Raw genomic sequence first — 25,364 nt, 5'->3', positions numbered from 1 at the left:
AATATATTTGGGAATTATCTGAATCATAAAGCAACTGGGTTGTCAAATCTAGAAATTGTTGAAAAGCATAGTAAAAATAAAATCTGCAAAGCGGTATTACGAATGCCGCTATGTGTTTATACTTTTCAGAGTGTAGCCAATTTAGCCCCCAGGGACTATTGTTGGGGATATAAGGCTCCCATATCTTTGAAGCCTCTAAAACCAAAAATTATTTTATTAAATATGCACCCTCTTTTACTCATGCCGTGCTTTCTAATTGAACGACCATGTTGAAAAACAAGTAAGGATCTGTAAAATCCGTCCAGTGTAATATAACCTGGGCCTCAATAGTATTTATTGATTACCGGCAGTGGCGTATTTCATGCAGGCTGTATAGGTTTGTTAGCAACCGTTACAGTCATTAAAACCTTTGATATTTTTAACTCTAAAACCATATTACATGATTTTTTGTAGGCGATCCGTGTTTGTATTATCACTACTTTTTACTGCTGAAATATTGAGTGCGCAGTGTATTTCTTTTAAAGAAGTTTTTTGCGGGCCGGGCTGCCAGAATACTTTCGTTATTACATCGGATGACAGGTTATTGGCAACCGGTAGAAACTATAAGGGTAGTCTCGGCAATGGCACTCCCAGTGATAACGCGCTGTATGGCCTGCAGGAGATTGTGCCGGGCACCCAATGGCGTTCTGTAGTCGGCACCTTCTCGTATACCATAGCCATCCAGTCCAATGGTACGCTTTGGACATGGGGAGATAATCTGTTCGGTCAATTAGGCAATGGCTCTACAACAGGTAGCACCATCCCGGTGCAGGTGGGAACCGATACCGACTGGAAGTCCATTGCGGTGGGTTATAATCACTCTTTAGCTTTGAAAGAAAATGGAACACTCTGGGCTTGGGGACAGGGTGGTGATGGCCAATTAGGTAATAGCTCCGCAAGTAGCAGTAACAGACCAGTGCAGGTGGGAACCGATACTGACTGGGAGTCCATTACAGGGTGTGGATATTCCTCTATGGCCTTGAAAAAGAATGGTACCCTTTGGGCTTGGGGAAGTAATCAGTATGGGCAATTGGGTAATGGCACTACCAGTAGAAGTAACAGACCGGTGCAGGTAGGTACTGCTACCGACTGGCAATCTGTAGTAGGTGCGGGGTCTTATTGCATAGCCATTAAATCGGATGGCACGCTCTGGTCGTGGGGATCTAATGAGTATGGCCAATTAGGCCTGGGTACTACTACTAATAGCCGGGTGCCGGTTCAGGTCGGATCGGCAACGAATTGGCGATCTATTGCGGCTAGCTACAATCAGGTCCTGGCTATCCAATCTAATGGCACGCTCTGGTCGTGGGGTTCTAATGAGTATGGCCAATTAGGCCTGGGCACCACTGTTAATAGCCTTGTACCTGCGCAGGTAGGTACTGCTACTAATTGGACCTCGATTGCCACAGGTTTTGGCCTTTCGCTCGCTGTGAATACAGGGGGACGTCTTATGGGATGGGGATGGTCTGCCGATGGAAAACTCGGATTTAAATCAAGTATAGTAGGGAATGTTGTTAAACCTTATCCTATTAATATTTACAATACAGGCTGGCCCGGCAGTAACGCCAGCGCCACCCAGGACTATCTGGTGGCGCTATTGCCGTATACCTTTGAAGCAGGCTGTAACCCTATTGCTACTGTTACGATTAACACCGCCGGCAATGTTACTGCTACTGTAAAGGTGTTAACAGGACAGCCGAAAGAGTATTTAAAAAGATATTACGAAATTACACCTGCTGTAAACCCGGCTACTACCAATGGAACGGTAAAATTGTATTTCACCAATGAAGAATTTAAGAGCTTCAACGGGCAGGTGCCTGCACCTGCTTTGTTATTGCCGGATATGGATGATGCTGCTACCGTAGCGGCACGTAAGGCGAACTTGCGAATTGAAAAGAGAAGCAGCGATGGCAGCTCCATACAGACCATAAATCCTGGTACTTCCGGCGTTGTATATAACGCTGATGCCGGGCGTTGGGAGGTGACTTTTAATGTAAGTGGTTTCAGTAGCTTCTATGTAAAAACCCAAACCGCTAACCTGGTATTACCGGTAACCTTTGGCCGTATAGCTGCTACGGTACAGGATAATGAATTGGATGTAAGCTGGCAAACCCTCTCAGAATCGAATAACGATCATTTTATAATAGAGGCTTCTGGCGACGGAGAGATTTTTAAAGCGATAGGGCAAACGCCCTCACTGGCAAAAGGCGGTAATGCAGATACAACCCTCAACTACCGGTTTCGGTTCAATACCCACAGTAATGGTATAGCAGCGATGCTCGGAGCAGGCCTTTTTGCGGGTTTACTGTCTTTGTTTAAAAGAAACCGGAAATGGGCAACAGCAGTGGCTGTAGCAGGTGTATTGAGTATTATTGCGTGCAATAAAGCGGAAGTGAAAGAAGTAAACGTTGGAAACAACCTCTTTATTCGTATAACACAGGTCGATAAAGATGGTACTGAAACTCAATCTGCCGTTGTAAAAGCGGTGAAGCATTAACCGGCTTGTTGAACAGGGAATTGCCTGCCTGGAAAATGGACTTCAATAAACTCAGTGATAAAGTCCTGGAAGACTTCTTTGTGAAGCAGGAAGAACCTCCGGTAAACACAAAGGTACAGGCTATGATGAACAGTTCCTGCCAGCCCAGGAAACAAGCAATATCATAGCCTGGTTTTCCCACTTTAACAAGTCAAAATTTAACCTGGTAAATGGCAGCGAAATGTTCAGATTATACCTTACATTTCAGTTGACTGCTGTAGTAAAGCATTAATTTTCCGCAATACTGCCGGCTATCTGATCCTTATGTAACAAGGCCCATTTGGTCAGAGCGCTGTTTTCATCTTTCAGATTAAGCTTACGACAAATACGGTGACGGTGATTCTTAACGGTGTGAGGACTGATAAATAAATCTGAAGCAATTTCCTGGGTACCCTTGTTTTGAGCAATTAACCGGATGACTTTAAGTTCAGTTGCACTGAGCACCTGTTCAAATGAGGATGCTTCACGCAGCTTTCCGATCCCTTGATTAGCGATCAGCGATGGCCAGGCCAGCTTCAGGCCTGCAAAGATGGTCGCTTCATCAACTGGTTTAATGATATAATTGAGCGGTTGGTGCGTAAGGGCCCGTTCGATCATACCTTTCGATTGATAAGAAGTAATGAAGATCACTTCAAATACATATTGTTGCCGGAGTTCTTCGATCAGTACGATGCCATCTTTATCTTCTTCCAGGTTGATATCGCACACAATCAGGTGAGGAAGAAATGCCGGCAAGCTATTCAAGACTTCTTCGCGGTTAAGCGCAATTACCGTACTGCAGTTAAAGTTTTCATTAATTTTATCCTCGATAAACCGGGCAATAATAATTTCATCTTCAATAATCAGGATCCGCATGCACATTTACGTTTTATTAGGAAAATTAAATTGATAATAGGTACCGTTGTGGCTATCTAATTGATAATGGCCTTTTAACTGTCGGGTAAGATCGGCAATAAGGGTCATTCCAAAACCTTTACGGGAATTGATAGCAATTCCTGTACCATTGTCCCGGAAATTCATATACCAGCATTCAGTTTCTGTTATTATGTCGACCTGTATCCGGGGCATAACCTGCTTTGAAAAAGCATGTTTATAGGAGTTGGTCAGAAGTTCTGTAACAATAAGTCCCACGCACAAACGGTCAGATGGGTTTAAAAGAGGACCTTCCTTTATATTCAGGGTGATGTCCACCGTTACGCTATGAGTAAACATATCTTTGGTATGCTTAATGATGCCTGCAAATAGTTTGTCACTGGACAAGGTATCACCATGGATGGGGTTAGCAGCACTAAGCTGGTCATTGGCCAGCATCATGGCATTGATACGGGATACATTGTCTTTTAATATATTACTGACGAAAACATCTTTGCTACCTTTGAGTTGAAGACTGTTGAGGCTATAGAGCAACTGCAGGTTATTCTTGACACGGTGGTTCAGCTCATTCATCAGCAATTCGATATGCTCACTTCTCCGGTGCAGCTCCATCGTTCGCTGGGTAACTTTGTCTTCTAAAAGCTGGTTTTGCTGTTCCTGCAATTGGTTGAGTTGTGCAAGGTAGGCTGCTTTTTCCTTTTCATTATTCCAGAGTTTACCGTTAATGCCGATCAGAAATAGCAAGCTGACGGTTATGAGTATACTGCCGGATAAAATATTAAATAAGCTATAAATTTTTTCTCCGACGATAAAGATGCCCGCGGATGCGAAGACTGCGATCGACAGGTAGATGATAACGCCATAAGCCAGGAAACGTTCCTGCCTGTCGAAACTCTTCCAGAGCAGCAGTACCCGGATGAGATAAATGGACTGGAGGATCAGGAAGCATCCGTTAAACTTACTCATGAGACTGAAATCGGCTGTTGTGTAATGGATCAGGAAGGATAAAACGGAAAGCAGGAGTATGCCCCATAATATCGCCCGGCCTATCCTGTAAAGAGGTGGGTTTTTTTCTTTTAGTTTCCAGAAGTTTAACAGCAGTAGATAGAATCCTGCCAGGCCCAAATGCAGGAAATGTATGATCAATCGCCAGCCCAGTTCAGGGCGGGAAGGGAAAACCCAGTCGATCAGGTAGCGACTTAACGCAAGATTGTACAGCAAAAGCCCGCAAATGAACAGAGCAAGCCACAGGTAGGGCCGGTACCGTGTGTTGATCCAACTGATCATTACATAGATCAATAGCAAAAAAGATGCGCCCTGGAACCAATAGTCAGCCAGCTCCGATTTGAATTTGGCTGCCATAAAACTATCGCGATCATCCAGCTCAAAGTCCAGGATGGGCTTGTATTGCTTGGTATGACGACTGCGGATTAATACCCGGTAATGAACACCCGCTTCCAGCCGGAACTGAAAATAAAAACGGTCGTCTCCCGGATATATATCTGTTGATGGCCGGAATGCTCCTGCTTTTCGGTGTGAGATGACTGCTCCCGGGATATCAGGCAGCAGGTAAAGGTCTGCATACGTAAGATGTTTGAAGGATAAAATTACTTCAGCATTGGTAGAGCTGTATAAATGAGTCAACAGCCAAAAGATATTGCCGGGCTTTGCAGCTGTAAAACCTTCGCCCGATTGGAAAATATCCGGGCATGTTAACAGCAGGCCGGGACTATACTGTGCCGCCTCATCTTCCACGATGCTGAGGTAGGGACGTATGCTAACCGCTTGGGCGGCTGCCTTAAAATGAATAGTACCTGATGTAGCAGATAACCTTCCGGCTACCATCAAAAAGAGCAAACAGAGAACTACGGCCCTTTGGGGATAATAAAATGATCTGTTTATTGAACCTAACCTGTTCGCTGATGACTGCACCATTAAAGTAAATAAGATCCCTGGATGTTTAGAGAAAATAGGGGTGCAAGCTAATTAATTTCACTTAGTATAATACAATTTAGAACCCCGGGGTCTATTGGCCCGGAGAGGCCTGCTGTATATCTTTTACGGGATAATGGTGGTTGCGGGACTAAGTACACAGGGAGAATTGTCGTGTTGGTGGACGCCACAAGTCATCGCTGTTCCCGAAATTGGGTCCGTATCCGGGTTTGGTTTTGTTCCGGACTATCATAAAGAATTGAAGGTAGAAGATCTGGTACCCGAAAGGATCGTTCAACACTTCAAATCCCCATAAAAATGGTTCAAAAAACTCCAGGGTCGTTCACCGAACTAAAGTATTTGCTTTGAAAATTTTCGAGTGAAAAACCATTGTGATTTTTTGAAAATTAAAGCTGGTATAGATCTGGTCATGATTACTATCTTTGTTCTCTCGAAAGAGGATACGGGATAAAATTTTAAATCATCTTGATACTATGAAAAAATTAGAAAACAAAGTAGCCTATATTACAGGTGGTACAAAGGGTATTGGTTTTGGAATAGCAAAGGCTTTACTGGAACATGGTATCAAAGTCGCAATTTCTGGCAGAGATATTGAAGCTGTTGAAAAAGCAAAACTAGCTTTGGGAAACCAGAATGTATTGGCCTTACAGGCTGATGTTAGAAATTTTAATGATGAAGTGAAGGCGGTTGAGCAAATCGTGGCAACGTACGGAAAATTAGATGTTGTTATTGCCAATGCAGGTTTGGAAAAATTTGCTTCGGTTGACGAATTGACGTTGGAAGATTGGAATGCCATGATAGATACCAATCTCACGGGTGTATTCCATACATTAAAAGCAACAGTTGACCAATTAAAACAGAATAAAGGATATTATATTTCAATTGCATCATTAGCAGGAACAAATTTCTTTGCACAGGCTGCAGGATATAACGCCTCAAAATTTGGAGTGGTTGGCTTTACACAGGCTGCAATGTTAGATCTGCGGAATTACGATATAAAATGTACAACCATTATGCCTGGTTCGGTTACTTCCCATTTTAACGGGCACATTCCCGATGAAGCAGATGAATGGAAAATTCAACCGTCAGATTTGGGACAAATCGTAGTGGATTTATTAAAAATGAACGCCAATGTTTTACCCAGCAAAATAGAAGTTCGTCCAACTAAAACAAAATAACCAAGCCAACGGGTAAACTGTTGACATGAGGTATTATGTTCCGAGCTTCAGGGTTCAAACATGTAAATTCAGCATTATATTCAGGAGTACACCATAACGCTATCATTTATATCTCCGCCAATCGCTCCAAACCCTCCAGAAATGGTTCGGAAAACTCCGGTCCCGGGTACAAAATGTTTTATTTGAACCGTTGCTGCCTTCTGAAAAGTATAATTTTCTTTTTCGGAACGATTCGACAAAAAAATGAACAAATTATACTATTAATTTTTTACTACTTGCAGTAGTAAAGTTTTGCTTAATTAAACACATCAATTGCTTTGAAATCGAATGTACGCTTGTCTTTGAAACTTTTGCATTATTAAGCTTAAGAACGGTTCCCTGATCTTTGTATCTTTAGCATAATATAACTGCTTTTTTTCAACGTTAAAACCTACGATCGATTTGCTGTAAATGATGTTCAATATTGCATATTGATAAAAAACATACATAGGGAGCAATATGTTATTTCTTTGTTTACCCAAGGAAGTGAGGAAGCGTTCAATGTAGTTGATGATCGCTATAAAAATCGTATTTACAGCCTGGCCCTGCGCTATTTGTCTTCTCCTGCACTTGTCGGGGAGGTTGTTCAGCTGGACCAGACAGGAGCTATAAGACGTTTACGTATACACTTACCAATTAAATCCATGAAAGTTTTGATGCGGAACATCTTTTTTTTACTGGCGATGGGAATGACCTCGCTGCTGAATGCACAGAAGGACGAAAAATTTAATGCAGATATCTGTATCTATGGTGGTACTTCTGCCGGTGTGATGGCTGCTTATACGGCGGCTCTTCAACAGAAGCGGGTGATATTGATCGAGCCCGGGCATCGCCTGGGAGGTTTATCTTCAGGCGGCCTGGGATTTACCGATATTGGTAATAAATATGTTGTTACGGGATTGGCCAGGGATTTTTACCGGCGTGTTGGAAAGCATTACGGGAAATTTGAGCAATGGATTTTTGAGCCTAAAGTGGCAGAGCAGGTTTTTTTGGATTATATCAAAAGATCGGGCTGTAAGGTTTTATACGGGAAGCGCCTGAATAAGGTGAATAAATCAGGGACCGTTATACAATCGGTCGTACTTGAAAATTCAGACGGTACACAAGGTACTGTTTTAGTAAAAGGCAGGCAATTCATCGATTGTTCTTATGAAGGTGATCTGATGGCCGGGGCTGGGGTGAGCTATACCACCGGGCGGGAGTCAAACGCTCAATATAATGAAACGGTAAATGGTGTGCAATTGAAAGACAAGCATCAGTTTCCTGATGGCGTGGATCCCTACAAGGTGCCCGGCGATCCGGAAAGCGGGTTGTTGTGGGGCATCAGTAGTGAGCCATTACAGGAATCCGGTTCCGGCGATCAAAAGATACAGGCCTATAATTTCAGGATCTGCCTGAGCAGCGATCCGCCAAATCAGCTGCCGATAGAACTGCCTGAAAATTATGACCCGGCAAAATACGAATTACTACTCCGTTATCTTTCTGTGAAACCGGTAAAGCATTTAGGCGAGATTTTGAAAATGGACCTGATGCCGAATCATAAAACGGATATCAATAACCAGGGGCCTTTCTCCACGGATATGATCGGCATGAACTACGCTTATCCTGATGGAGACTATGCGGTCAGGGATACTATTTTTAAGCAACATGTGGATTATACAAAAGGACTTTTATATTTTATAGGGCATGATCCGCGTATGTCGTCGCATATACGAGAACAAATGTTGCAATGGGGATATCCCAGAGATGAATACATAAAAACGCAGCACTGGACGCCTCAGCTGTATGTGCGCGAGGCCAGAAGGATGGTGGGGGCCTATGTAATGACACAGGCCAATTGCCAGGCAAAAGAGGTGGTGGAAGATGGAATTGGTATGGCTGCATACAATATGGATTCTCATAATGCACAACGCATTGTATGGAATGGCATGGTTAAAAACGAAGGGGATGTACAGATCAGGGGGATACAGCCTTACCCGATAGCGTACCGTTCTATAACGCCCGATCGCAAAGAGTGCACCAACCTGTTGGTTCCGGTATGCCTGTCTGCAAGCCATATGGCCTATGGCTCTATCCGCATGGAACCGGTATTTATGGTGCTGGCACAATCAGCGGCCACAGCGGCCGTAATGGCTATTGACAAAAAATCCGGGGTACAGGATGTGAACATCAGATCCCTGCAACAGCAATTAAGAGATAACCCGTTAGGAGATGGAAGCACTGCAGAAATACTGGTAGATGATGTGGATGTTACAACCATTAGCGGGCAATGGGAAAAAAGAAGTACAGGAGGTTATGGCCCTTCATTTTTATTGAACAGTACTAAGGCGGCAGCCAGCGTACGTTTTGAACCGTACATTAAAAAGTCGGGGAGGTATAATGTATATATTTATTATCCCCAATTGCCAAAAGCTTCAGATCAACTGGAAGTAAAAATACACGATGGCAAAAAGCAGGTATTAAAAACCATTCGCAGATCGGATATAAAAATAGCGGGCCAGACTTCAGGAGAATGGGTAGATGTTGGTGTATTTAGTTTACCTGAAGGCGACTCAAAAGTATATGTCGAAATAACGAACCGGCATGCCAATGGGGTAATAGCGGCCGATGCTGCTTTGTTCGTTCCTGTATCCAATCAAAATCCTGTAAGACAGAAATGAATCATTCAAGAAGGTATTTTTTAGAAAAAGGGATGGTATGCGTTGGAGGTCTTACGTTTGGAGGCTGTTTGTCTGCAATCGCAAGTGTGCCGGATAAAAAAAATGTAGTGCCTGTGGCGGATCAGCTTCCGGCAATCAACAAAGGCATTGGCGGAAACAATACCGTTGATTTGCTGAATCGCATGGACAAGGATTGCCTTGCATACAAGCCGCAACTTACTATTTTAATGGTAGGGACCAATGATATGAACAGTGTAAAGCATGTGCCATTGGATACTTATGAAAGCAACCTTTCAATAATTGCCGGTCGTATTGTGAAAAGCGGGAGCCGGCTGTTAATGATGACGATTTTGCCCATGTATGAGCCTTACCTGCTTACCCGCCATCCCGGATCTTTTTATCAACCTGAAGGAGTTGCTGAAAGAAGGAAGCAGGTAAACACCGTGATTAAAACCGTTGCCGGTCAATACAACGCAGTTTTTTTAGATATCGGGCAGCGGTTTGATGCCATCGGGAATGTTGGCACCGATGCTTCCTCCCTGATACAAAATGAAGCGAACGCAAATAAAACAGATGGTATTCATCCTACTGCAAACGGATACCGGTTTATCGCACTTTCGGTATTTGATTGTATCATGTACCACAGCCTTCCTAAAGAACAGATTGTATGTTTTGGCGATAGCATTACCAAAGGCGATGGCTCAAACGATCGTAATAGCTATCCCGGGTATTTAAACAAATTATTAACCATCATCTGATGATCATTCAGCACAAATATTATATGTTCAAAGCAAATCGTTTATCAATTATCGGAATTTTTACGGTACTGTCATTGTATTCAAATGCCCAGAAAGAAGCTTTTGAGATGACGCCTTCTGCAGCACAATCTGTTTTTTTAAAAACCGGCGAAAGCACCGGCGTTGCCTGGGTTATGCAAAAAGCGGATAAAACTGCATCGGGTGAAACGGTGTCTTCTTTGTCGTACAAGGCAGCAGGCTGGTTGCCGGCAATTGTTCCCGGAACGGTTTTAAACAGCCTTGTTCATAACAAGGAATATCCCGAACCCTATTATGGAGACAATAACCGCCGTTCGCGCAATCTTATACCCGATCTTCACGAAGCGGGGAACGATTTTTATCGTTATTGGTTCAGGACTTCATTTACGGTTCCTCCGGTATTAAATCGTGAAAAATTATGGTTGAAACTACATGGCATTAACTACAGGGCAGCTGTTTGGCTGAACGGGAAAAAGGTAGGCACGATGGCCGGTATGTTTGAGCCGGCCAATTTTGACATTACGGATATTGTAAACCGGAAAGGTCAAAATGTTTTAGCGGTAGAGGTGTTACCGGTAGATGTGCCGGGTGATGTGTATAGGAATAATAAAAAGCGCACCGGCGCCATTGGCGAGAACAATAATGGCGGTGATGGCGAGATCGGTAAAAATGTAACCATGCTGATGTCGGTAGGCTGGGACTTTACCACGCCGGACGGTATCCGCGACCGGAATACCGGTATATGGCGGGATGTGGAATTGTATACTACCGGCAATGTTATATTACAGCATCCCTTTGTGCAAACCAAGCTGCCATTGCCGGATACCAGTTTCTCTATGCAGACGGTAACGGTAGAAGTGCGCAATACAACGGACATTAAACAGAAAGGAAAAGTTGTTGGCACCATTGCCGGTACAGCCATTCGTTTAGAAAATGAGGTGGAGCTGCAACCAGGGGAAACAAGGTCCATTGTTTTCAGTCCCGACCAATATCCGCAGCTTCAACTAAAGCACCCTAAATTGTGGTGGCCGCTTCATAAGGGCAATCAGCATTTATATACGCTGAACCTTCAGTTCCTGCAGGGCGGCAGTGTTGCTCACGAATTAACGACGCGGTTTGGTGTGCGCGAGGTTCAAACCGATACGAATACGCCTGATCAATCACGCCGTTTTATAGTCAACGGGCACCCGGTATTCATCAGGGGTACCAACTGGGTACCTGAAGCCATGTTACGTACTTCTGCCAAAAGAACAAGAACAGAGCTTCGTTATACCCAACAGGCAGGCTTTAACCTGTTGCGTCTTTGGGCCGGTGGAATTGCAGAGTCTGACGAATTTTACAACGTTTGCGATGAGTTGGGGTTGCTGGTGTGGAATGAATTCTGGGTAACCGGTGATACACGTCCCCCTGCGGATACTGCGCTGTATTTTCAGAATGTACAGGCCACTGTTAAGCGAATCCGTTCGCATCCCTCAGTTGCTTATTATGTTGGTACTAATGAAGCTAAGGCAATTCCCGGAACAAAAGAAGTGATACAGGCATTGGATTCAACAATTGGTTATCAAGATGAATCAGAATGTTGCGGCATACATGACGGCAGCCCGTATAAATATGAAAATCCCATGCAGTATTTTGAAAATACAGCCTCTGCAAGGGGTAGCCGTGTAGACGGTTTTAACCCCGAGTATGGTACTCCCTGTTTGCCGTTGGCAGAATCCTTAAGGGAAATGATGCCTGAAAAGGATCTTTGGCCTATCAATGATTCGGTATGGAATTACCTGGACGGAAATGGTTTTCACAACGTGAACACGAAATACCGCGAAGCAGTGAACCAGTTAGGCCCTTCATCTTCTATTGATGAATATGCGCAAAAGGCACAACTGGTGGGTGCTATGAACTACCGCGCCATTTGCGAGGTATGGAACTATAATAAGTTTGGCTGGGGCGACCGCTTTGCTTCCGGTTTTTTGTTCTGGTATCACAACAGCCCGTTGCCGCAAACCGCCAGCCGTATGTACGACTGGTACCTGCGCCCTACAGCGGCATTGTACTATGCTCAAAATGGCCTTGCTCCTTTACATCCGCAGTTCGATTATTTGAAGAATACGGTTTCCGTGTATAATGATTACCGAAAGTCTTTTGCCGGTTATATGGTGGAAGCAAAGGTGTACGATTTTAACTCAAAGCTGGTGCAGCATCAATCCCAAAAAATAAACATCCCGGCAGACGGATTGGTAAAAGATGCGCTGAAGCTGGATTTTGATGCAAACATAACGCAGGTGCATTTTATTAAATTAATACTGAAGGCTCCTGATGGTAAAGAAATAGCTTCGTCTTTTTACTGGAGATCGAAAGATGCTTATAAAGGCGCCTGGACAATGACCGGTCCGGCTGTATCTGGTTTCTCAGATATCGGCAAACTGCCAAAAGCTGCTTTAACCGGCAACGTGAAAAAAAGAGTGGTTAACGGAAAGATGTTGTTGGGTGTGCACATCAAAAATACATCTGATAAAATAGCATTCTTTACACAGTTGCGCCTAACAGATAGTATGGATGCCGTATTGCCCGCTACATTCTATACCGATAATTTCTTTTCCCTGCTACCCGGCGAATCGAAAGCAATTACCATAGAAATAGCGGAAAACCACCGGAACAAAGCAAAACACCTGTCCGTACAGGCTATGAATTCAGATGCGGTCAATCTCAAGTTTTAAAAGTATAAACAGCATGGGTAGATCACAATGAAACCGGACCGGATATCGATTTTTGAAATAGCGAAACACCTGGGCGTTGCAACATCAACAGTATCACTTGTTGTAAATGGGAAGGGCAGGAGAACAGAATATTACAGGTGTAATCGTGCCGGATATTTCAGACCCACTATATTCAGGAATTGGCCGGGAAATCGAAAAGAAATTGCTTTTGCTGGGATTTAGCATGATTTTTATGAATAAAGGAAAAAACAACTATGAGTCCCAGTTCATGTACCGGAAAAAGGCTTTCGTGCAGCATACGGACTTTCTTACAGGCTGGGGGCAAACTGTAAACTGAATAAAGAAGAAGATAAGATAGACCTGCAGTTGAGCACTGAAAATTTTAATAATTTAAAGGGCGCGACTTTCAATATGTACAAGGGAATAGGTTATGAGGCAGAACCAGGGATATCGATGGGCCCGATAGCTTTTACAGGTATTTTTCCGGCGATAAAAGCGATCTGCATTTGGATGTGTAAGTGATATGCGGGCGCAGGAAACTACTGGTAAGTACACCGAAAATCCTGCGTCATGTTGAAAACCGGGATAACGCAAAAGCTTTAGTTATTGACTTGCAGGATCATGCTTATGGAAAGCCCTCCCGGACAGTTACCATAGATGCTGGTATGATTTTCTTTGATTGTTCAGGAGCAACGTGCTTTGGAGAAACGTTATGCAGGAATTGAAACGGGCGAAAATTCATATACCGATCCGGCAATGGGCGGCGTAAGCGAATCATTAAATTGATAACAATAAATGCGAAAGTATAGCTGTTGATTGCTGGAACCGGCCAACTACGCTAATCTGAATACAGCAACCACGTAGGTAAGAATATTGAAATGGTATTAGAAGGCCTATTTCAGTAATCGGATCTTAATATTCCTGTAGCTTACTTCATTACCATGATCCTGCAAAAGGATATGGCCTTTGTCGGCTTCTCCAAAATTTTTCCAGACCTTGTATTTGCTAACTTTAACCAGCTCCCGAAACTCAGGCGACTTGCGTTCATATTCCAGTACTTTTTTCCCGTTTAGCCAGTGCTCCACATGATTATTGGGATAAACAATTACTTTACCGGTATTCCATTCGCCGATAGGTCGGGTGGCCCCGGTCTTATCGGATGTTTTCAGATCGTAAAGAGAAGCTAATGTGCGGTTGCCATTGCGGCCCAGCTTAGCATCGGGATGAACCTCATCGTCGAGTATCTGATACTCCAGTCCAATTGCAGAGGCACCTGTTTTTTCTTTAAGGGTTACAAAATATTTCACCCCGCTGTTGGCTCCTTTGGTTAACTTAAAATCGAAGCTAAGTTCAAACGCGCTGTATTCATCTGTGGTGACAATGTCCCCTACATTCTGGGATTCTGATCCATCGGCCGCCTGGATAGTTAAGATACCATTCTTAATGATCCAGCCATTAGCCGCTGCAGGAAAGGTATTAGAATTGGCTCCGCGCCAGCCTCTGCTGGTTTTGCCATCAAATAATAGTTGCCAGCCTTCCTTTTTTTCTTTGGGAGTTAAGGTATTTATTTTTTGAGCCGATATGCTATTACCTGCAAATAATAGCACGGAAAAAGCAAATGCTTTACAGAGGATATGTATGTTCATGATGAGTTGTTTTAAGTTATAGTTGAATGAGACTGTTGGATACTGTTATATCCTCACTTGTTTAATATTTAAAAATTTTACCATTAGCCATCACTTCCTGTTTCTGTTCATCGAAGGTAGCTTTTGTACCGGTATGAGCCGCGGCTGTTGTCATAATATTGGCGATGCTGTGGCTGTAACCTGCTTCAACCGGGGCATTGGGTTGCTTACGGCTGCGCACACATTCCATCCAGTTGCGGACATGATTCGAAGTAAGCACATCGCCGCCCGTGTTGGCAGATGCTATCACCTGTTCATTATTGGGAAGGCTTAGATTAGGTAGCAGGTTAGATTTCATATTCATAGCAGCGGCCATCTTTTCGGTAAGGCCTCCTTTCGGTGATATTTTGTTCGTAATAAGATTGAGTTCACCACCATTAGAGTAGTAAATTTCTGCGGGGCGTTCCTCTCCGTTATGCATACGCGATCCGAAAGTTACCTGGAAGCCTTGCGACATATCATCCTGCGGGCCGTAATCAAAAACTGCCATGATCGTATCCCAGTTGCGGCGGCCGTCTTTCCATTGATAAATACCGCCGTTAGCTACCACGCTGCGTGGATGCCTGAGGCCGGTGAACCAATGTACAGTATCTACCTGGTGGCTCATCCACTGGCCGGGAAGGCCGGATGAATAAGGCCAGAACAGGCGGTATTCGAGGTATATGCGCGGATCGAATTTTTCAAAAGGTCGGTTCATGATAAAGCGATTCCAGTCGGTATCCTGTTCTTTCAGTACTTTAAGTAAGTCGGGGCGGCGCCAACGTCCTGGCTGGTTTACATTCCAGGTTAATTCAACCATAGTAATAGGTCCGAATTTACCGGATTTGATAAATTCATAAGCCGCATGATAGTTGGCTCCACTGCGGCGCTGCGAGCCTATCTGTACAATTTTCCCGGTTTCCTTTACCGCTTTAAGTGCCGCCCGGTTATCTTCCATCGTTTCTGCAAATGGCTTTTCAACATAGGCATCACAACCCGCTTTTACCGCTTCTATCGTATGCAGCGCATGCTGAAAGTCTGCAGTGCCTATAAAAACCGCATCTACCATTTTACTGTTATACATTTCCTCATTATTGCGGAAAGCCCTTACATCGTTTTGCATTTTTTCTTTCCACATAGCGGCTCCCTGTTCGCGGCGTAGCTTCCAGATATCCGATACAGCAACAACTTCAAAATTCAGCTCCTTATAATGGTTCATAAAGCAGGGCATATGAGAAAAGCGGTGACGATCTGAAAAACCTACTACACCAACCCGAACCCGCTCATTCGAACCCAGGATACGGCTGTAACTTTTAGCACTAAAAACCTTATTGGATAAGAAAATACCAGCGCCTGCTACAGACGCGTGTTTAATAAATGTACGACGTGATTTTTTCATCTGATTCATAAAAGTTTTGAGTATAATTATGATTGCAATCGAATAAGAAAGAAATCTGCAGCAGGAAGACTCACTGCCTCGCGAAAATAATAAAACGTCATAAACGATTCAACACGTTGTCGCCGGCATTGCCATAAACAGTAACATATACCTTTTAAAATCAATGTATTGCATGCAGGAGGTCTCATCTTTTTGAAACAATTAGACAAATAATTGAACAACGTGTATCCTGCCTGAAAAGCATGGCTATACTAACATAAAAAAAGAGTACAGGTTGCGAACAGGCATTTTTACTCCTTTCTCCCAGGGTTTTAGATATTAAATATTTTTATAATTCATTATAAAGTGTTAAGGGAAATTGTTTTCATAAGGCAATTTGGAACGATTCGACAAAATGTTGAATAGGGTGTGCAAAAAATGTTCTGTTGTTTTACATCCTGGAAAATGCGAAGGTTTAAACGATTGCGTCTGTAACGCAAGACTCTTTAAAGCTTGCCAGAAGAGTGAACAGGCCATCTGCAATAACCTCACTATCAGAAATCATACGCTCGAATTTCATTTAGAAACGATTAAAAGACTATCATGAAGAAAAGTTTCAGAAGAATCAGGCAATGCGAGGCCTTCTCCCTGTGCCGAAAATGTTTATTACCAAAATTATCTCCGCTCCTGGTGTTTTTACTGTTGCTCTCTTCTGCCACCTACGCGCAGGAGCCGGTTACAACCGGGAAGGTTACAGACTCTCTGGGTACCGGCCTGGCTGATGTTACCGTGGCGGTAAAAGGAACCGGCGTTAGCACAAAGACGAGTACAACCGGCGATTTTAGTATCCGGGCAGGCACGGGCGCTGTTTTAGAAATATCGCACGTGAGCTACATTAGCCGGGAAATAGTGGTAGAGGGCTCCGGACCTTTAACTGTTGTGCTACAGCAGGCAGCTACAGGTCTGGAAGATGTAGTGGTGATCGGCTATGGTACAGCAAGAAAAAAAGACCTTACCGGTGCTATCACACAGATTAAGCCCGATAAAATTGCCGACGAAAACCCCCGAACAGTGCAGGATGTGTTAAGAGGCACGCCGGGCTTAACCATCGGGTTAGACGCATCGGCAAAAAGTGGCGGTACCATCAACATCCGCGGGCAACGCTCCGTATATACCGACGGCGGCCATAACAACCCGCTGATTGTATTGGATGGGATGATATTCTACGGCGAACTTTCGGAAATAAACCCCGATGATATCGAGCAGATTGATGTGCTTAAAGATGCGTCGGCAGCTGCCATCTATGGTGCGCAGTCTGCCAACGGGGTGCTTATCATCACCACCAAAAAAGGGAAAAAAGGCAAGCCCAAAATTAATTTCACTTCCAACTTCGGACTTTCAACTATGTCTGTTAATCGGCCGGTTTACGGACCCGAAGGGTATATAAAGTACAGGCAGGACTGGTACGTAGGCGCCACTTATGGTATCAACCCCACAACAGGAGAGTATCTGCCTTATCAGGTAGTTTCAAGTACTGAGCCCTCTTCGAACAAGCCGGGCTATTATGAAAAACCAACCCCGGAATTATTAGCCAGGTATGGCATAACAGAAGACCAGTGGAAAGCCTATTCGGTAAACGAGACAGGCGCCACCATAGACCAGATTTACGCGAAACGCCTCCTGCTGGACCATAACGTGTATAATAACTACCTTACCGGGAAAACCTTCGACTGGTACGACCATAGCTTCCGCAACGGTTTTAACCAGGATTATAATATCAGTGTTTCCGGTGCCAGCGACAGGATAAACTATTACATGTCCGCGGGGTACCTTAAAAACCAGGGTGTTATTATGAGCGATAATTACCGTGCGGTACGCTCCAACCTTAAAGTGGATGGAAAAATTACCGACTGGCTGAATATTGGTGCCAACGTAAATTTCCAGGACAGGTCGGATGGCAATATAGATTTGGACTGGAACAGGGCGATTACCTCCAACAGTCCCTTCGCGTCTTACAGGGATGAGAACGGGAACCTGGAGAAAAACCCGCAAGGCTCTGGCTATACCGGTTATACAAGAGGCTATAACTATGATTTTGACAGGCAGTACAGAGAATTGGAAAAAGGGTATACGGTTTTAAACACCATTCTAACAGCCAAAGTAAAGCTACCTTTTAATATCAACTATTCGTTCAATGTATCGCCCCGGTATCAATGGTTTTATGACCGGTTTTTTGAATCAGCTCAGCATCCTGACTGGGTACCGACTGGTATAGGGACAAACCGCGAACAGGCAAAACGTTTCGACTGGTCGATGAACAATACCATCAACTGGGAGCAGACTTTTGCTGACAAACATCGGGTAAATGTAACCCTCGTGCAGGAAGCCGAAGAGCGCCAATCCTGGAGGGATCGTATTGAAGCACGCAATATACTGCCCACGGATGCCCTCGGTCTTCACGAAACCGCCACAGGCGACAAACTGTTAAGTTCATTTGACTCAGAAGATACACGCCAGACAGCGGATGGTATGCTGGCCCGTTTATTCTATTCTTACGACGACAGGTATATGTTCACCGGCTCTGTACGCCGCGATGGGTATTCTGCTTTTGGCACTTCCAATCCCCGCGCCACTTTCCTCTCTGCCGCCCTGGGCTGGACCTTTACCAACGAAAAATTCTTTAACTGGAATACATTAAGCAATGGTAAGCTGCGCTTGTCCTACGGGCAAAACGGTAACCGTGCGCTTGCAAACCCCTATATAGCTTTAGCCGATTTAGCCTTGGGTACAGGTACACAGGGCTACATCAATGCCGCAGGCGACTATGTGCAGTATTATTACCTGCGTATATCCCGTATGGCCAATAAAAACCTGCAATGGGAAAAAACAGCTTCCTTTAATGTAGGCTTAGACCTGGGCTTTCTTAACAACCGTATCACTACTACATTGGATTATTTCCAGATGTCTACTACCGACATGATTATGAACCAGTCCCTACCCGATTTTGCAGGATTTTCCAGCGTTACCTCCAACCTGGGAGAAGTGCAGAACAACGGGTTTGAAATATCTGTAAACTCCCGCAACATAGCGCGGAAGGATTTTAGCTGGAACACCACTTTTGGTTTTTCCTACTACAAGAACAAAATCAAGCACCTTTATTACCGGTATGAGGATGTGCTGGATGCTAATGGCAACGTAGTGTCGAGCAAAGAAGTGAATGATAGGGACAACGGGTGGTTTATTGGCAAGCCTATAAGTGCGATATGGGATTACAAAGTAACCGGTATCTGGCAGGTAAGCGAGGCCGAAGAAGCTAAGAAATACGGGCAGCGTCCCGGCGACCCCAAAGTGGAAAACAGCTATACGGCAGATGATAGGGTAAATGCTGACCAAACCACCACTCCTGTTTACAATAATAACGACAAGCAGTTCCTCGGGCAAAAACAGGCGCCCGTAATGTGGTCTTTGCGTAATGATTTTACCTACAAAAATTTGAGCTTCTCTTTCAATATCTATTCCTACATGGGGCATAAAAGCCTGAACGGAGCTTACCTGAACCAGGATAACAACACATCGCTGGTAACGGCCGGGGCCAATACTTACGAAAAACCGTACTGGACAGCCGACAACTCCAGCGATTTCTGGGGGCGATTAGATGCAAGAGGACCTTCAGGCCTTAACGCACCCAAACGGGTATTTAACCGTTCCTTCGCCAGGTTAGACAATATAACCCTCGGATATACTCTTCCCGGTAAATTGCTCCAGTCAGTAAATATTGAAAACCTGAAAGTGTTTGGCTCCATACGTAATGTGGCGGTTTGGAAAAAAGACAAGAACTGGCGCTACTGGGACATTGAAAATACGAATGACCCCAATAGTGAAATTGGTGTAATTGCGCCACGGATATTTACACTTGGTTTAAACCTGAATTTTTAAATGAATGCAATATGAAATGAGCCATAAAAATTATTGAGCAATTGATATTAAGAGCGAAAATAATTTTTATAGCGAATTCCATCTGACAAGTAAAAACATAAAAACAGATGAAAAGGAATAAGTTTTATATATCATCAGCTTTATTAGTAACGGGTATATTATCCCTTACTATATTTCCCGGCTGTAAAAAAGAATTTTTGAAGCCCAACCCGCTTTCATTTTACGAGCCGGACAAAACATTTACCGACCGTGCCGGCATTGAGGCTACCGGCTATCTGCTGGACAGGCACTTGCGCGCCTACTGGAGCCATTTATCCACAAGAGACATTTCCGTGCCAATGAACACGGAGTATATGCTGTCTGATGTGGCAGTGTCCGGCAAAACGGACGATGGCGGTATTTTTGCCGATGTGTCTACCCGCCTTACGCCTACGGATGGTATGTTTGACAATGACGTGAACATGATAAGGTACTTTTGGGGTGAAACCTATAATGGTATCAAATACGCCAATACCATAACTACTTATATTGACAATGTGCCGGGCCTGGATGAAGCCTCCAAACAGCAGTTTCTGGGAAGGGCCTATTTTCACCGATCGTTCCGTTACCTGGCGCTTTGCTTCCAGTTTAAGGATGTGCCGCTGGTAACTAAAATTTTGCAGAATGGCCCTAAGCAGAACTATAAGACCACCAGTCGTGAAGCTATTCTCAACATGATCACTTCCGATATGGAGAAAGCGGTGGCATGGGTACCGGACCAGTCGCAAATGGCTTATATAGGTATGATAAACAAAGGCGCCTGCCGCCAGTTGCTGCTCAAGTGCTACCTCGCCACCGGCCAGTGGGACAAAGCCATTGCCCAGGCAGACACACTTATCAACAATTCCGGTTATAAGCTGATGAATACCACATTCGGCAGCTTTGACAATCCTGCCCCGGATACCTGGCCCATTACCCGCAACGTGGTATGGGACCTGCACCGCCCGATAAATAAAGCAATCAAAAATAATACGGAAGCCATCCTGGTAATGCCCAACCGCGAAAATACCGATGCTACTATCAGGTACAAATCCATGCGTAACTGGGGCCCCATGTGGAACCAGCCCGCTCTTAAATCCCCAAGCGGAAAAGTGCTGGGGGCCTACCCGAAGAGTGCCAAACAATACAATGCGAAATATGATATCCTGGGCGCTTTTGGCAGGGGTATTGGCATGATACGGCCTACACATTTTGCCCAGTACGGCCTTTGGGCGGTAAACGGGATAAATGACGCTACCGACCTGCGCCACAACAGCACCGTAGGCAACTGGGTGCGTATGGACTCAATGAAGTACAACGACCCTACCGATCCTTATTTCGGCCAAAACCTGAGGCTTTACAATGGCAACACGATTTTGTGTACAGATACCATACGTAGCTGGTTCGACTTTCCACAATATAAAATGTATATTGACGACCCCGTGTTTTTGGCAAATCCCAACTCCAACCGGAATGATGGCGGCGCTGCCGACTGGTATTGCTACCGCCTGGCAGAGACCTACCTGCTAAGGGCGGAAGCGCATTTCTACAAAGGGAATATAGCGCAGGCAACAAACGATGTAAACATGGTAAGGGCAAGGGCGCAGTGTAGCCAGCTTTATACCACTGTAAATATTGGCGATATTGTGAATGAGCGCGCAAGGGAACTATGGATGGAAGAATGGCGCCACATGGAGCTGAGCCGTATCTCTTACAGCCTGGCTTTAAGCGGCAAAAGCGATGAGTGGGGCAACACCTATAATGTAAATACCTTGTCCGAAAACAACTACTGGTACCAGCGTATTCAGCATTACAGCGATTATTACAATAAAAATAAGGTAACTGTAAGAGGAAGAAGTTATACTATAGCGCCGCATAATATCTACTGGCCCATTCCCCAATCGGCAATAGACGCCAATCTTTACGCCAAATTGCGCCAAACCCCCGGTTATAATGGTTATGACGCGAATACAGAAGTATGGACGAACTGGCAGGATGCAGTTGCTGATGAAAATACAAATTAAGAACAGCAGAAGTACAAATAATCGCTACGGATACCAGTGTTGTGCGTTGATCGTTTGCCACGCTTTGAGTGCTGTTAAAACATAGGTCAACGCTGACAAATACGGAGGTTATACAAAAACCAAATTTTAAAACAAGTCCAACAAAACAGAATTATGTATAAAAAACTATTGCTGTCGCTAATTACAGTTCTTTCATTCCGGTTTATGTTTGCGCAACAAAACCTCCTGTCTGGTTTCCAAAAAGGATTCAGTCCTCACGAAATAGGCAAAAAGCTGGCCTATCATTTTATAGATGGCCGGCACGACTTATACGCAGCAAAATACATTCACTATGCCGAAGTGTGCAGCTGGAACGGTGCGCTCGACTACGCAGTAAAAGTAAATGACCGAAAACTCATTAAGCTTCTGCAGGACAAGTTTGAGCCGTTTTTTACTTATGAAAAAGTACTGCTGCCACCCATGAATCATGTGGACTACAATATGTTTGGCAGCCTGGCACTGAAACTGTACCAGATAACGAAAGATGAACGCTACAGGAAAATGGGATTGGCATATGCCGATACGCAATGGGAGCTTCCAGAGAATGCAAACCGTGAGGAAAAGGCCTGGGCAGATAAAGGTTTTTCCTGGCAAACACGCCTGTGGATTGACGACATGTACATGATCACCGTAGTGCAGAATGAAGCCTACAAAGTAACCGGCGACCGTAAGTATATTGATCGTGCGGCAAAGGAAATGGTGATGTACCTGGATGAGCTGCAACGTCCCAATGGTCTTTTCTATCATGCGCCCGATGTACCTTATTACTGGGGCAGGGGCGATGGCTGGATGGCAGTAGGGATGCCCGACCTGCTAAGCTTGTTGCCGAAAGATCATAAGGATCGCCCGCGCATTATGCAAGGTTATCTGACCATGATGAAAAGCCTGAAAGAACACCAACGGCCCAGTGGTATGTGGAATCAGCTCATTAACGAGCCCGACTTCTGGCCGGAAACCTCTGGTACTGCAATGTTTACTTATGCTTTTATCCGCGGCATTCAGCATGGATGGTTAAATGCTGCAGAGTATGGCCCTGCTGCCCGTAAAGCATGGTTGGCAATGGTTCCATATATAGATGAGCGAAACAATGTAATGGAAGTTTGTATTGGTACGGGCAAAAAGAATGATAAAGAGCATTACCGCGATCGCCCGCGCAATGCAGGTGATTTCCATGGACAGGCACCTTACCTGTGGTGTGCAGCGGCACTCCTGGGAAAATAGCATTAGCTATAACAGCCTCTTTTTTAAAAAAGATATAATGAGACGAGTGTTTTTATTATTTCATTTAATTGTTCTTTTCCTGGCCTGTTCCAATGGCAGTAAGGAAGATGTAACAACAGAACCTGTCCAACAGGTGTTTGAAGGAAAAAGCCTGACAACTTTTGGAAACAGCATTACGGCGATTTGCCGGCCGATGAAGCCTATAAGTTAAATATATCTTTTAATGGACTAATAAAGCCATCCTTCATGTACAATGCCGGGTAAATGGCAGCTTAGAGTGCAATAGTAAAATCTGCCTATAAGGGGATTGCTTCCAGCAATAGCGATAAAGGTCTGGATATGTTGTTGAAGTTGCTGAACCCCGTTCGGGTCTATAAGTGGTATATGTTACATAATCATAATCAGCCGATCGTTGCATTCTGTATCATTGGGAGCTGGATACGGTATGCTAAAGTTCAATTTTTAATATCAGCCCTGCAGTGTAAATTTGTAAATTATGAGTAATAATAGTTTAAAGTTACTGTTTCTGATAGGTTGTTTTCCTGTTGTGCTGTTTGCAACAGCGCAGCATCAGCTTCCCGATTGGTCTTTAGGTCCATTCAAAAGGCCGGCTAATGTCAATCCTATTCTTTCCCCGGACGTACAAAGTGTTTTTCTCGATCCTATGAGTCAGAAAAAGGTGGCCTGGGAGGCAGGCGATGTTTTTAACCCTGCAGCAACAGTGAAAAATAATAAAATATATGTGCTGTATCGTGCAGAGGATAAATCCGGGGTCGGGATCGGTAAGCGCACTTCCAGGTTGGGAATGGCCGAAAGCGGGGATGGTATTAAAATGAAAAGAAGCCCGGAACCTGTTTTTTATCCGGATGAAGACGGGCAAAAGGAGAATGAATGGCCGGGCGGCTGTGAAGATCCGCGTATAGCGGTTACAGAAGATGGCCTATATGTAATGTTGTACACACAATGGAACCGGAAAGTGGCACGCCTCGCTGTGGCTACTTCCAGGGATCTGAAGAACTGGACGAAGCATGGACCCGCTTTTCAGAAAGCGCATAACGGAAAGTTTAAAGATATGTTCTGCAAGTCGGGATCTGTTGTGACTAAGATTGAGCATGGCAGGCAGGTGATCGCCAGGGTCAACGGGAAATACATGATGTACTGGGGCGAAAGATTTATGAACATTGCTGTTTCTGACGACCTGGTGAACTGGGTGCCCACTTTAAATACCACTGGTAACCTGGATATGATCGTACAACCCAGGAGGGGTTATTTTGATAGCGACCTGACGGAATGCGGCCCTCCTGCTATCATCACCAACAAAGGTATCCTGGTATTGTACAACGGAAAAAATAAAGGAAACAGCGATAGAGATACCAATTATACGGCCAATACATACGCAGCGGGGCAGGTGTTGTTCGACCTGAATAACCCTTCAAAAGTTATAGGCCGTTTGGATAAGCCGTTCTTTATTCCTACAGAGGCTTTTGAAAAAAGCGGTCAATACCCGGCCGGTACTGTTTTTATTGAAGGCCTCGTTTATTTCAAAAACAAATGGTTCCTGTATTACGGATGTGCAGATAGCAGGGTAGGTGTTGCCATTTTTGATCCAAAGGCTGACAATTAATCAATCTTATGAGGTATTGCGGGGAGCTTGTTGAAAAGTTTTTCTTTGTAAATTAATTTCTTGATTATTTAAATGGAACGTTCGGCGCATATTACAGCATGCCTGGCACGGGTTGCTTTGGGCGATGAAGCGTCTTTCGAAACGTTATTTCGACTTTACAAGGACAGGACATATTCAATAGCGTTGGTATATACTGAAAATAGAGAGGATGCAGAAGACGTTGTGCATGATGTTTTTTTTCGCATCTGGAAATACAGAGCCCGGCTAACGGCTATAAGAGATTTTAATGCGTGGATAGTTATTGTTACAAAATATCGTTCACTAACCGTTTTAAAGAAGAAAGCAAAAGAATACGTTCAGCGGGAAGCATTGATGAAATGTCTCAGGTTCGAAATCAATGATGCTGAGAGTTCTTTATTGGACAAAGAATTGCAGCAAATGCTTCATGCGCTGCTTAACCGTTTGCCCGCCCAACAACGGAAAATATTTGAATTGTCCAGATTACAGGGGCTTGACCGGCATACAATTGCCCAAAAACTGCGTTTATCTCCATCAACGGTGAGCGTTCACCTGACAAATGCCCTAAAAGCCATTCGTCTGCTCCTTAACCAGCAAGGTAATGTAGACCTGATTTGCTTATTTCTATTTCTTTATATCTGGGAATAAAAAAATATTTCAAATCAACTAATAAT

17 protein-coding genes are annotated in these 25,364 nt (G+C 44.2%); 13 read left to right on the top strand and 4 right to left on the bottom strand.

Translation table 11 applies throughout. The features are described from left to right. Window positions 1-439 precede the first annotated feature (439 nt). Window positions 440-2,536, top strand: a complete 2,097-nt coding sequence (locus ACYVBM_RS06665) for an RCC1 domain-containing protein (RefSeq protein ID WP_460684853.1) — start codon at window positions 440-442, stop codon at window positions 2,534-2,536. Window positions 2,537-2,803: 267 nt separating this feature from the next. Here ACYVBM_RS06665 and ACYVBM_RS06660 read toward each other — a convergent pair whose 3' ends face one another. Together ACYVBM_RS06660 and ACYVBM_RS06655 are read right to left on the bottom strand one after the other, a co-directional pair. Beyond that, window positions 2,804-3,430, bottom strand: coding sequence for a response regulator transcription factor (locus ACYVBM_RS06660; protein ID WP_460684852.1), 627 nt, complete (start codon window positions 3,428-3,430; stop codon window positions 2,804-2,806). A 6-nt stretch (window positions 3,431-3,436) separates the two neighbouring features. Continuing rightward, window positions 3,437-5,383: a histidine kinase dimerization/phosphoacceptor domain -containing protein gene (locus ACYVBM_RS06655; RefSeq protein ID WP_460684851.1), complete on the bottom strand. Its 1,947-nt coding sequence runs from the start codon at window positions 5,381-5,383 to the stop codon at window positions 3,437-3,439. A gap of 133 nt (window positions 5,384-5,516) precedes the next feature. On the opposite strand from ACYVBM_RS06655, the gene ACYVBM_RS06650 reads away from it, so the two are divergent. The 6 genes from ACYVBM_RS06650 (at window position 5,517) to ACYVBM_RS06625 (ending at window position 13,105) form a co-directional block, all read left to right on the top strand. Continuing rightward, on the top strand, window positions 5,517-5,696 hold the full coding sequence (locus ACYVBM_RS06650; RefSeq protein WP_460684850.1) for a hypothetical protein: 180 nt from the start codon (window positions 5,517-5,519) through the stop codon (window positions 5,694-5,696). Between the two features lie 178 nt (window positions 5,697-5,874). Further along, window positions 5,875-6,579, top strand: a complete 705-nt coding sequence (locus ACYVBM_RS06645; protein ID WP_460684849.1) for an SDR family oxidoreductase — start codon at window positions 5,875-5,877, stop codon at window positions 6,577-6,579. Between the two features lie 509 nt (window positions 6,580-7,088). Further along, window positions 7,089-9,278 (top strand): FAD-dependent oxidoreductase, encoded by a 2,190-nt coding sequence (locus ACYVBM_RS06640; protein ID WP_460684848.1) that lies wholly within the window; start codon window positions 7,089-7,091, stop codon window positions 9,276-9,278. Further along, on the top strand, window positions 9,275-10,036 hold the full coding sequence (locus tag ACYVBM_RS06635) for an SGNH/GDSL hydrolase family protein (RefSeq protein WP_460684847.1): 762 nt from the start codon (window positions 9,275-9,277) through the stop codon (window positions 10,034-10,036). Before ACYVBM_RS06640 ends, ACYVBM_RS06635 begins: the two co-directional genes overlap by 4 nt. After that, window positions 10,036-12,768: a glycoside hydrolase family 2 protein gene (locus tag ACYVBM_RS06630; protein WP_460684846.1), complete on the top strand. Its 2,733-nt coding sequence runs from the start codon at window positions 10,036-10,038 to the stop codon at window positions 12,766-12,768. Before ACYVBM_RS06635 ends, ACYVBM_RS06630 begins: the two co-directional genes overlap by 1 nt. Before the next feature lie 106 nt (window positions 12,769-12,874). Further along, the gene (locus ACYVBM_RS06625; RefSeq protein WP_460684845.1) at window positions 12,875-13,105 is read left to right on the top strand and encodes a hypothetical protein; all 231 of its coding nucleotides are present in this window, start codon (window positions 12,875-12,877) and stop codon (window positions 13,103-13,105) included. A gap of 556 nt (window positions 13,106-13,661) precedes the next feature. Here ACYVBM_RS06625 and ACYVBM_RS06620 read toward each other — a convergent pair. Together ACYVBM_RS06620 and ACYVBM_RS06615 are read right to left on the bottom strand one after the other, a co-directional pair. After that, window positions 13,662-14,414, bottom strand: a complete 753-nt coding sequence (locus ACYVBM_RS06620) for a 3-keto-disaccharide hydrolase (RefSeq protein WP_460684844.1) — start codon at window positions 14,412-14,414, stop codon at window positions 13,662-13,664. Window positions 14,415-14,475: 61 nt separating this feature from the next. Further along, a complete protein-coding gene (locus tag ACYVBM_RS06615) occupies window positions 14,476-15,831 on the bottom strand; it encodes a Gfo/Idh/MocA family protein (RefSeq protein ID WP_460684843.1) in 1,356 nt (451 codons plus the stop codon). 582 nt (window positions 15,832-16,413) lie between these two features. Between ACYVBM_RS06615 and ACYVBM_RS06610 the strand changes: the two genes are divergently transcribed. The 6 genes from ACYVBM_RS06610 (at window position 16,414) to ACYVBM_RS06585 (ending at window position 25,338) form a co-directional block, all read left to right on the top strand. Continuing rightward, window positions 16,414-19,746, top strand: a complete 3,333-nt coding sequence (locus tag ACYVBM_RS06610) for a SusC/RagA family TonB-linked outer membrane protein (protein WP_460684842.1) — start codon at window positions 16,414-16,416, stop codon at window positions 19,744-19,746. A 107-nt stretch (window positions 19,747-19,853) separates the two neighbouring features. Next, window positions 19,854-21,788, top strand: coding sequence for a RagB/SusD family nutrient uptake outer membrane protein (locus tag ACYVBM_RS06605; protein ID WP_460684841.1), 1,935 nt, complete (start codon window positions 19,854-19,856; stop codon window positions 21,786-21,788). 153 nt (window positions 21,789-21,941) lie between these two features. Beyond that, on the top strand, window positions 21,942-23,048 hold the full coding sequence (locus ACYVBM_RS06600; RefSeq protein WP_460684840.1) for a glycoside hydrolase family 88/105 protein: 1,107 nt from the start codon (window positions 21,942-21,944) through the stop codon (window positions 23,046-23,048). Window positions 23,049-23,085: 37 nt separating this feature from the next. After that, entirely contained in the window at window positions 23,086-23,259 is a 174-nt protein-coding gene (locus ACYVBM_RS06595; protein WP_460684839.1) for a hypothetical protein, read from the top strand. Between the two features lie 285 nt (window positions 23,260-23,544). Continuing rightward, window positions 23,545-24,672, top strand: coding sequence for a glycoside hydrolase family 130 protein (locus ACYVBM_RS06590; RefSeq protein ID WP_460684838.1), 1,128 nt, complete (start codon window positions 23,545-23,547; stop codon window positions 24,670-24,672). A gap of 72 nt (window positions 24,673-24,744) precedes the next feature. After that, window positions 24,745-25,338 carry an RNA polymerase sigma factor gene (locus ACYVBM_RS06585; RefSeq protein WP_460684837.1) on the top strand — a complete coding sequence of 198 codons (594 nt, stop codon included), beginning with the start codon at window positions 24,745-24,747 and terminating at the stop codon, window positions 25,336-25,338. The last annotated feature ends 26 nt before the right edge of the window (window positions 25,339-25,364 follow it).

The organism is Niabella aquatica, from assembly GCF_054779315.1.
The sequence above is the reverse complement of the archived record's forward strand: the minus strand, read 5'-3'. Positions and strand labels throughout refer to the sequence as shown.

Excerpts from the sequence above, each read along its gene's own strand:
- ACYVBM_RS06590 (WP_460684838.1), top strand. The coding sequence starts at position 23,545 with ATGAGTAATAATAGTTTAAAGTTACTGTTTCTGATAGGTTGTTTTCCT.
- ACYVBM_RS06630 (WP_460684846.1), top strand. The coding sequence starts at position 10,036 with ATGATCATTCAGCACAAATATTATATGTTCAAAGCAAATCGTTTATCA.
- ACYVBM_RS06600 (WP_460684840.1), top strand. The coding sequence starts at position 21,942 with ATGTATAAAAAACTATTGCTGTCGCTAATTACAGTTCTTTCATTCCGG.
- ACYVBM_RS06615 (WP_460684843.1), bottom strand. The coding sequence starts at position 15,831 with ATGAAAAAATCACGTCGTACATTTATTAAACACGCGTCTGTAGCAGGC.
- ACYVBM_RS06635 (WP_460684847.1), top strand. The coding sequence starts at position 9,275 with ATGAATCATTCAAGAAGGTATTTTTTAGAAAAAGGGATGGTATGCGTT.
- ACYVBM_RS06605 (WP_460684841.1), top strand. The coding sequence starts at position 19,854 with ATGAAAAGGAATAAGTTTTATATATCATCAGCTTTATTAGTAACGGGT.
- ACYVBM_RS06620 (WP_460684844.1), bottom strand. The coding sequence starts at position 14,414 with ATGAACATACATATCCTCTGTAAAGCATTTGCTTTTTCCGTGCTATTA.
- ACYVBM_RS06595 (WP_460684839.1), top strand. The coding sequence starts at position 23,086 with ATGAGACGAGTGTTTTTATTATTTCATTTAATTGTTCTTTTCCTGGCC.
- ACYVBM_RS06625 (WP_460684845.1), top strand. The coding sequence starts at position 12,875 with ATGGGAAGGGCAGGAGAACAGAATATTACAGGTGTAATCGTGCCGGAT.
- ACYVBM_RS06655 (WP_460684851.1), bottom strand. The coding sequence starts at position 5,383 with ATGGTGCAGTCATCAGCGAACAGGTTAGGTTCAATAAACAGATCATTT.
- ACYVBM_RS06660 (WP_460684852.1), bottom strand. The coding sequence starts at position 3,430 with ATGCGGATCCTGATTATTGAAGATGAAATTATTATTGCCCGGTTTATC.
- ACYVBM_RS06665 (WP_460684853.1), top strand. The coding sequence starts at position 440 with ATGATTTTTTGTAGGCGATCCGTGTTTGTATTATCACTACTTTTTACT.
- ACYVBM_RS06585 (WP_460684837.1), top strand. The coding sequence starts at position 24,745 with ATGGAACGTTCGGCGCATATTACAGCATGCCTGGCACGGGTTGCTTTG.
- ACYVBM_RS06645 (WP_460684849.1), top strand. The coding sequence starts at position 5,875 with ATGAAAAAATTAGAAAACAAAGTAGCCTATATTACAGGTGGTACAAAG.
- ACYVBM_RS06650 (WP_460684850.1), top strand. The coding sequence starts at position 5,517 with ATGGTGGTTGCGGGACTAAGTACACAGGGAGAATTGTCGTGTTGGTGG.
- ACYVBM_RS06610 (WP_460684842.1), top strand. The coding sequence starts at position 16,414 with ATGAAGAAAAGTTTCAGAAGAATCAGGCAATGCGAGGCCTTCTCCCTG.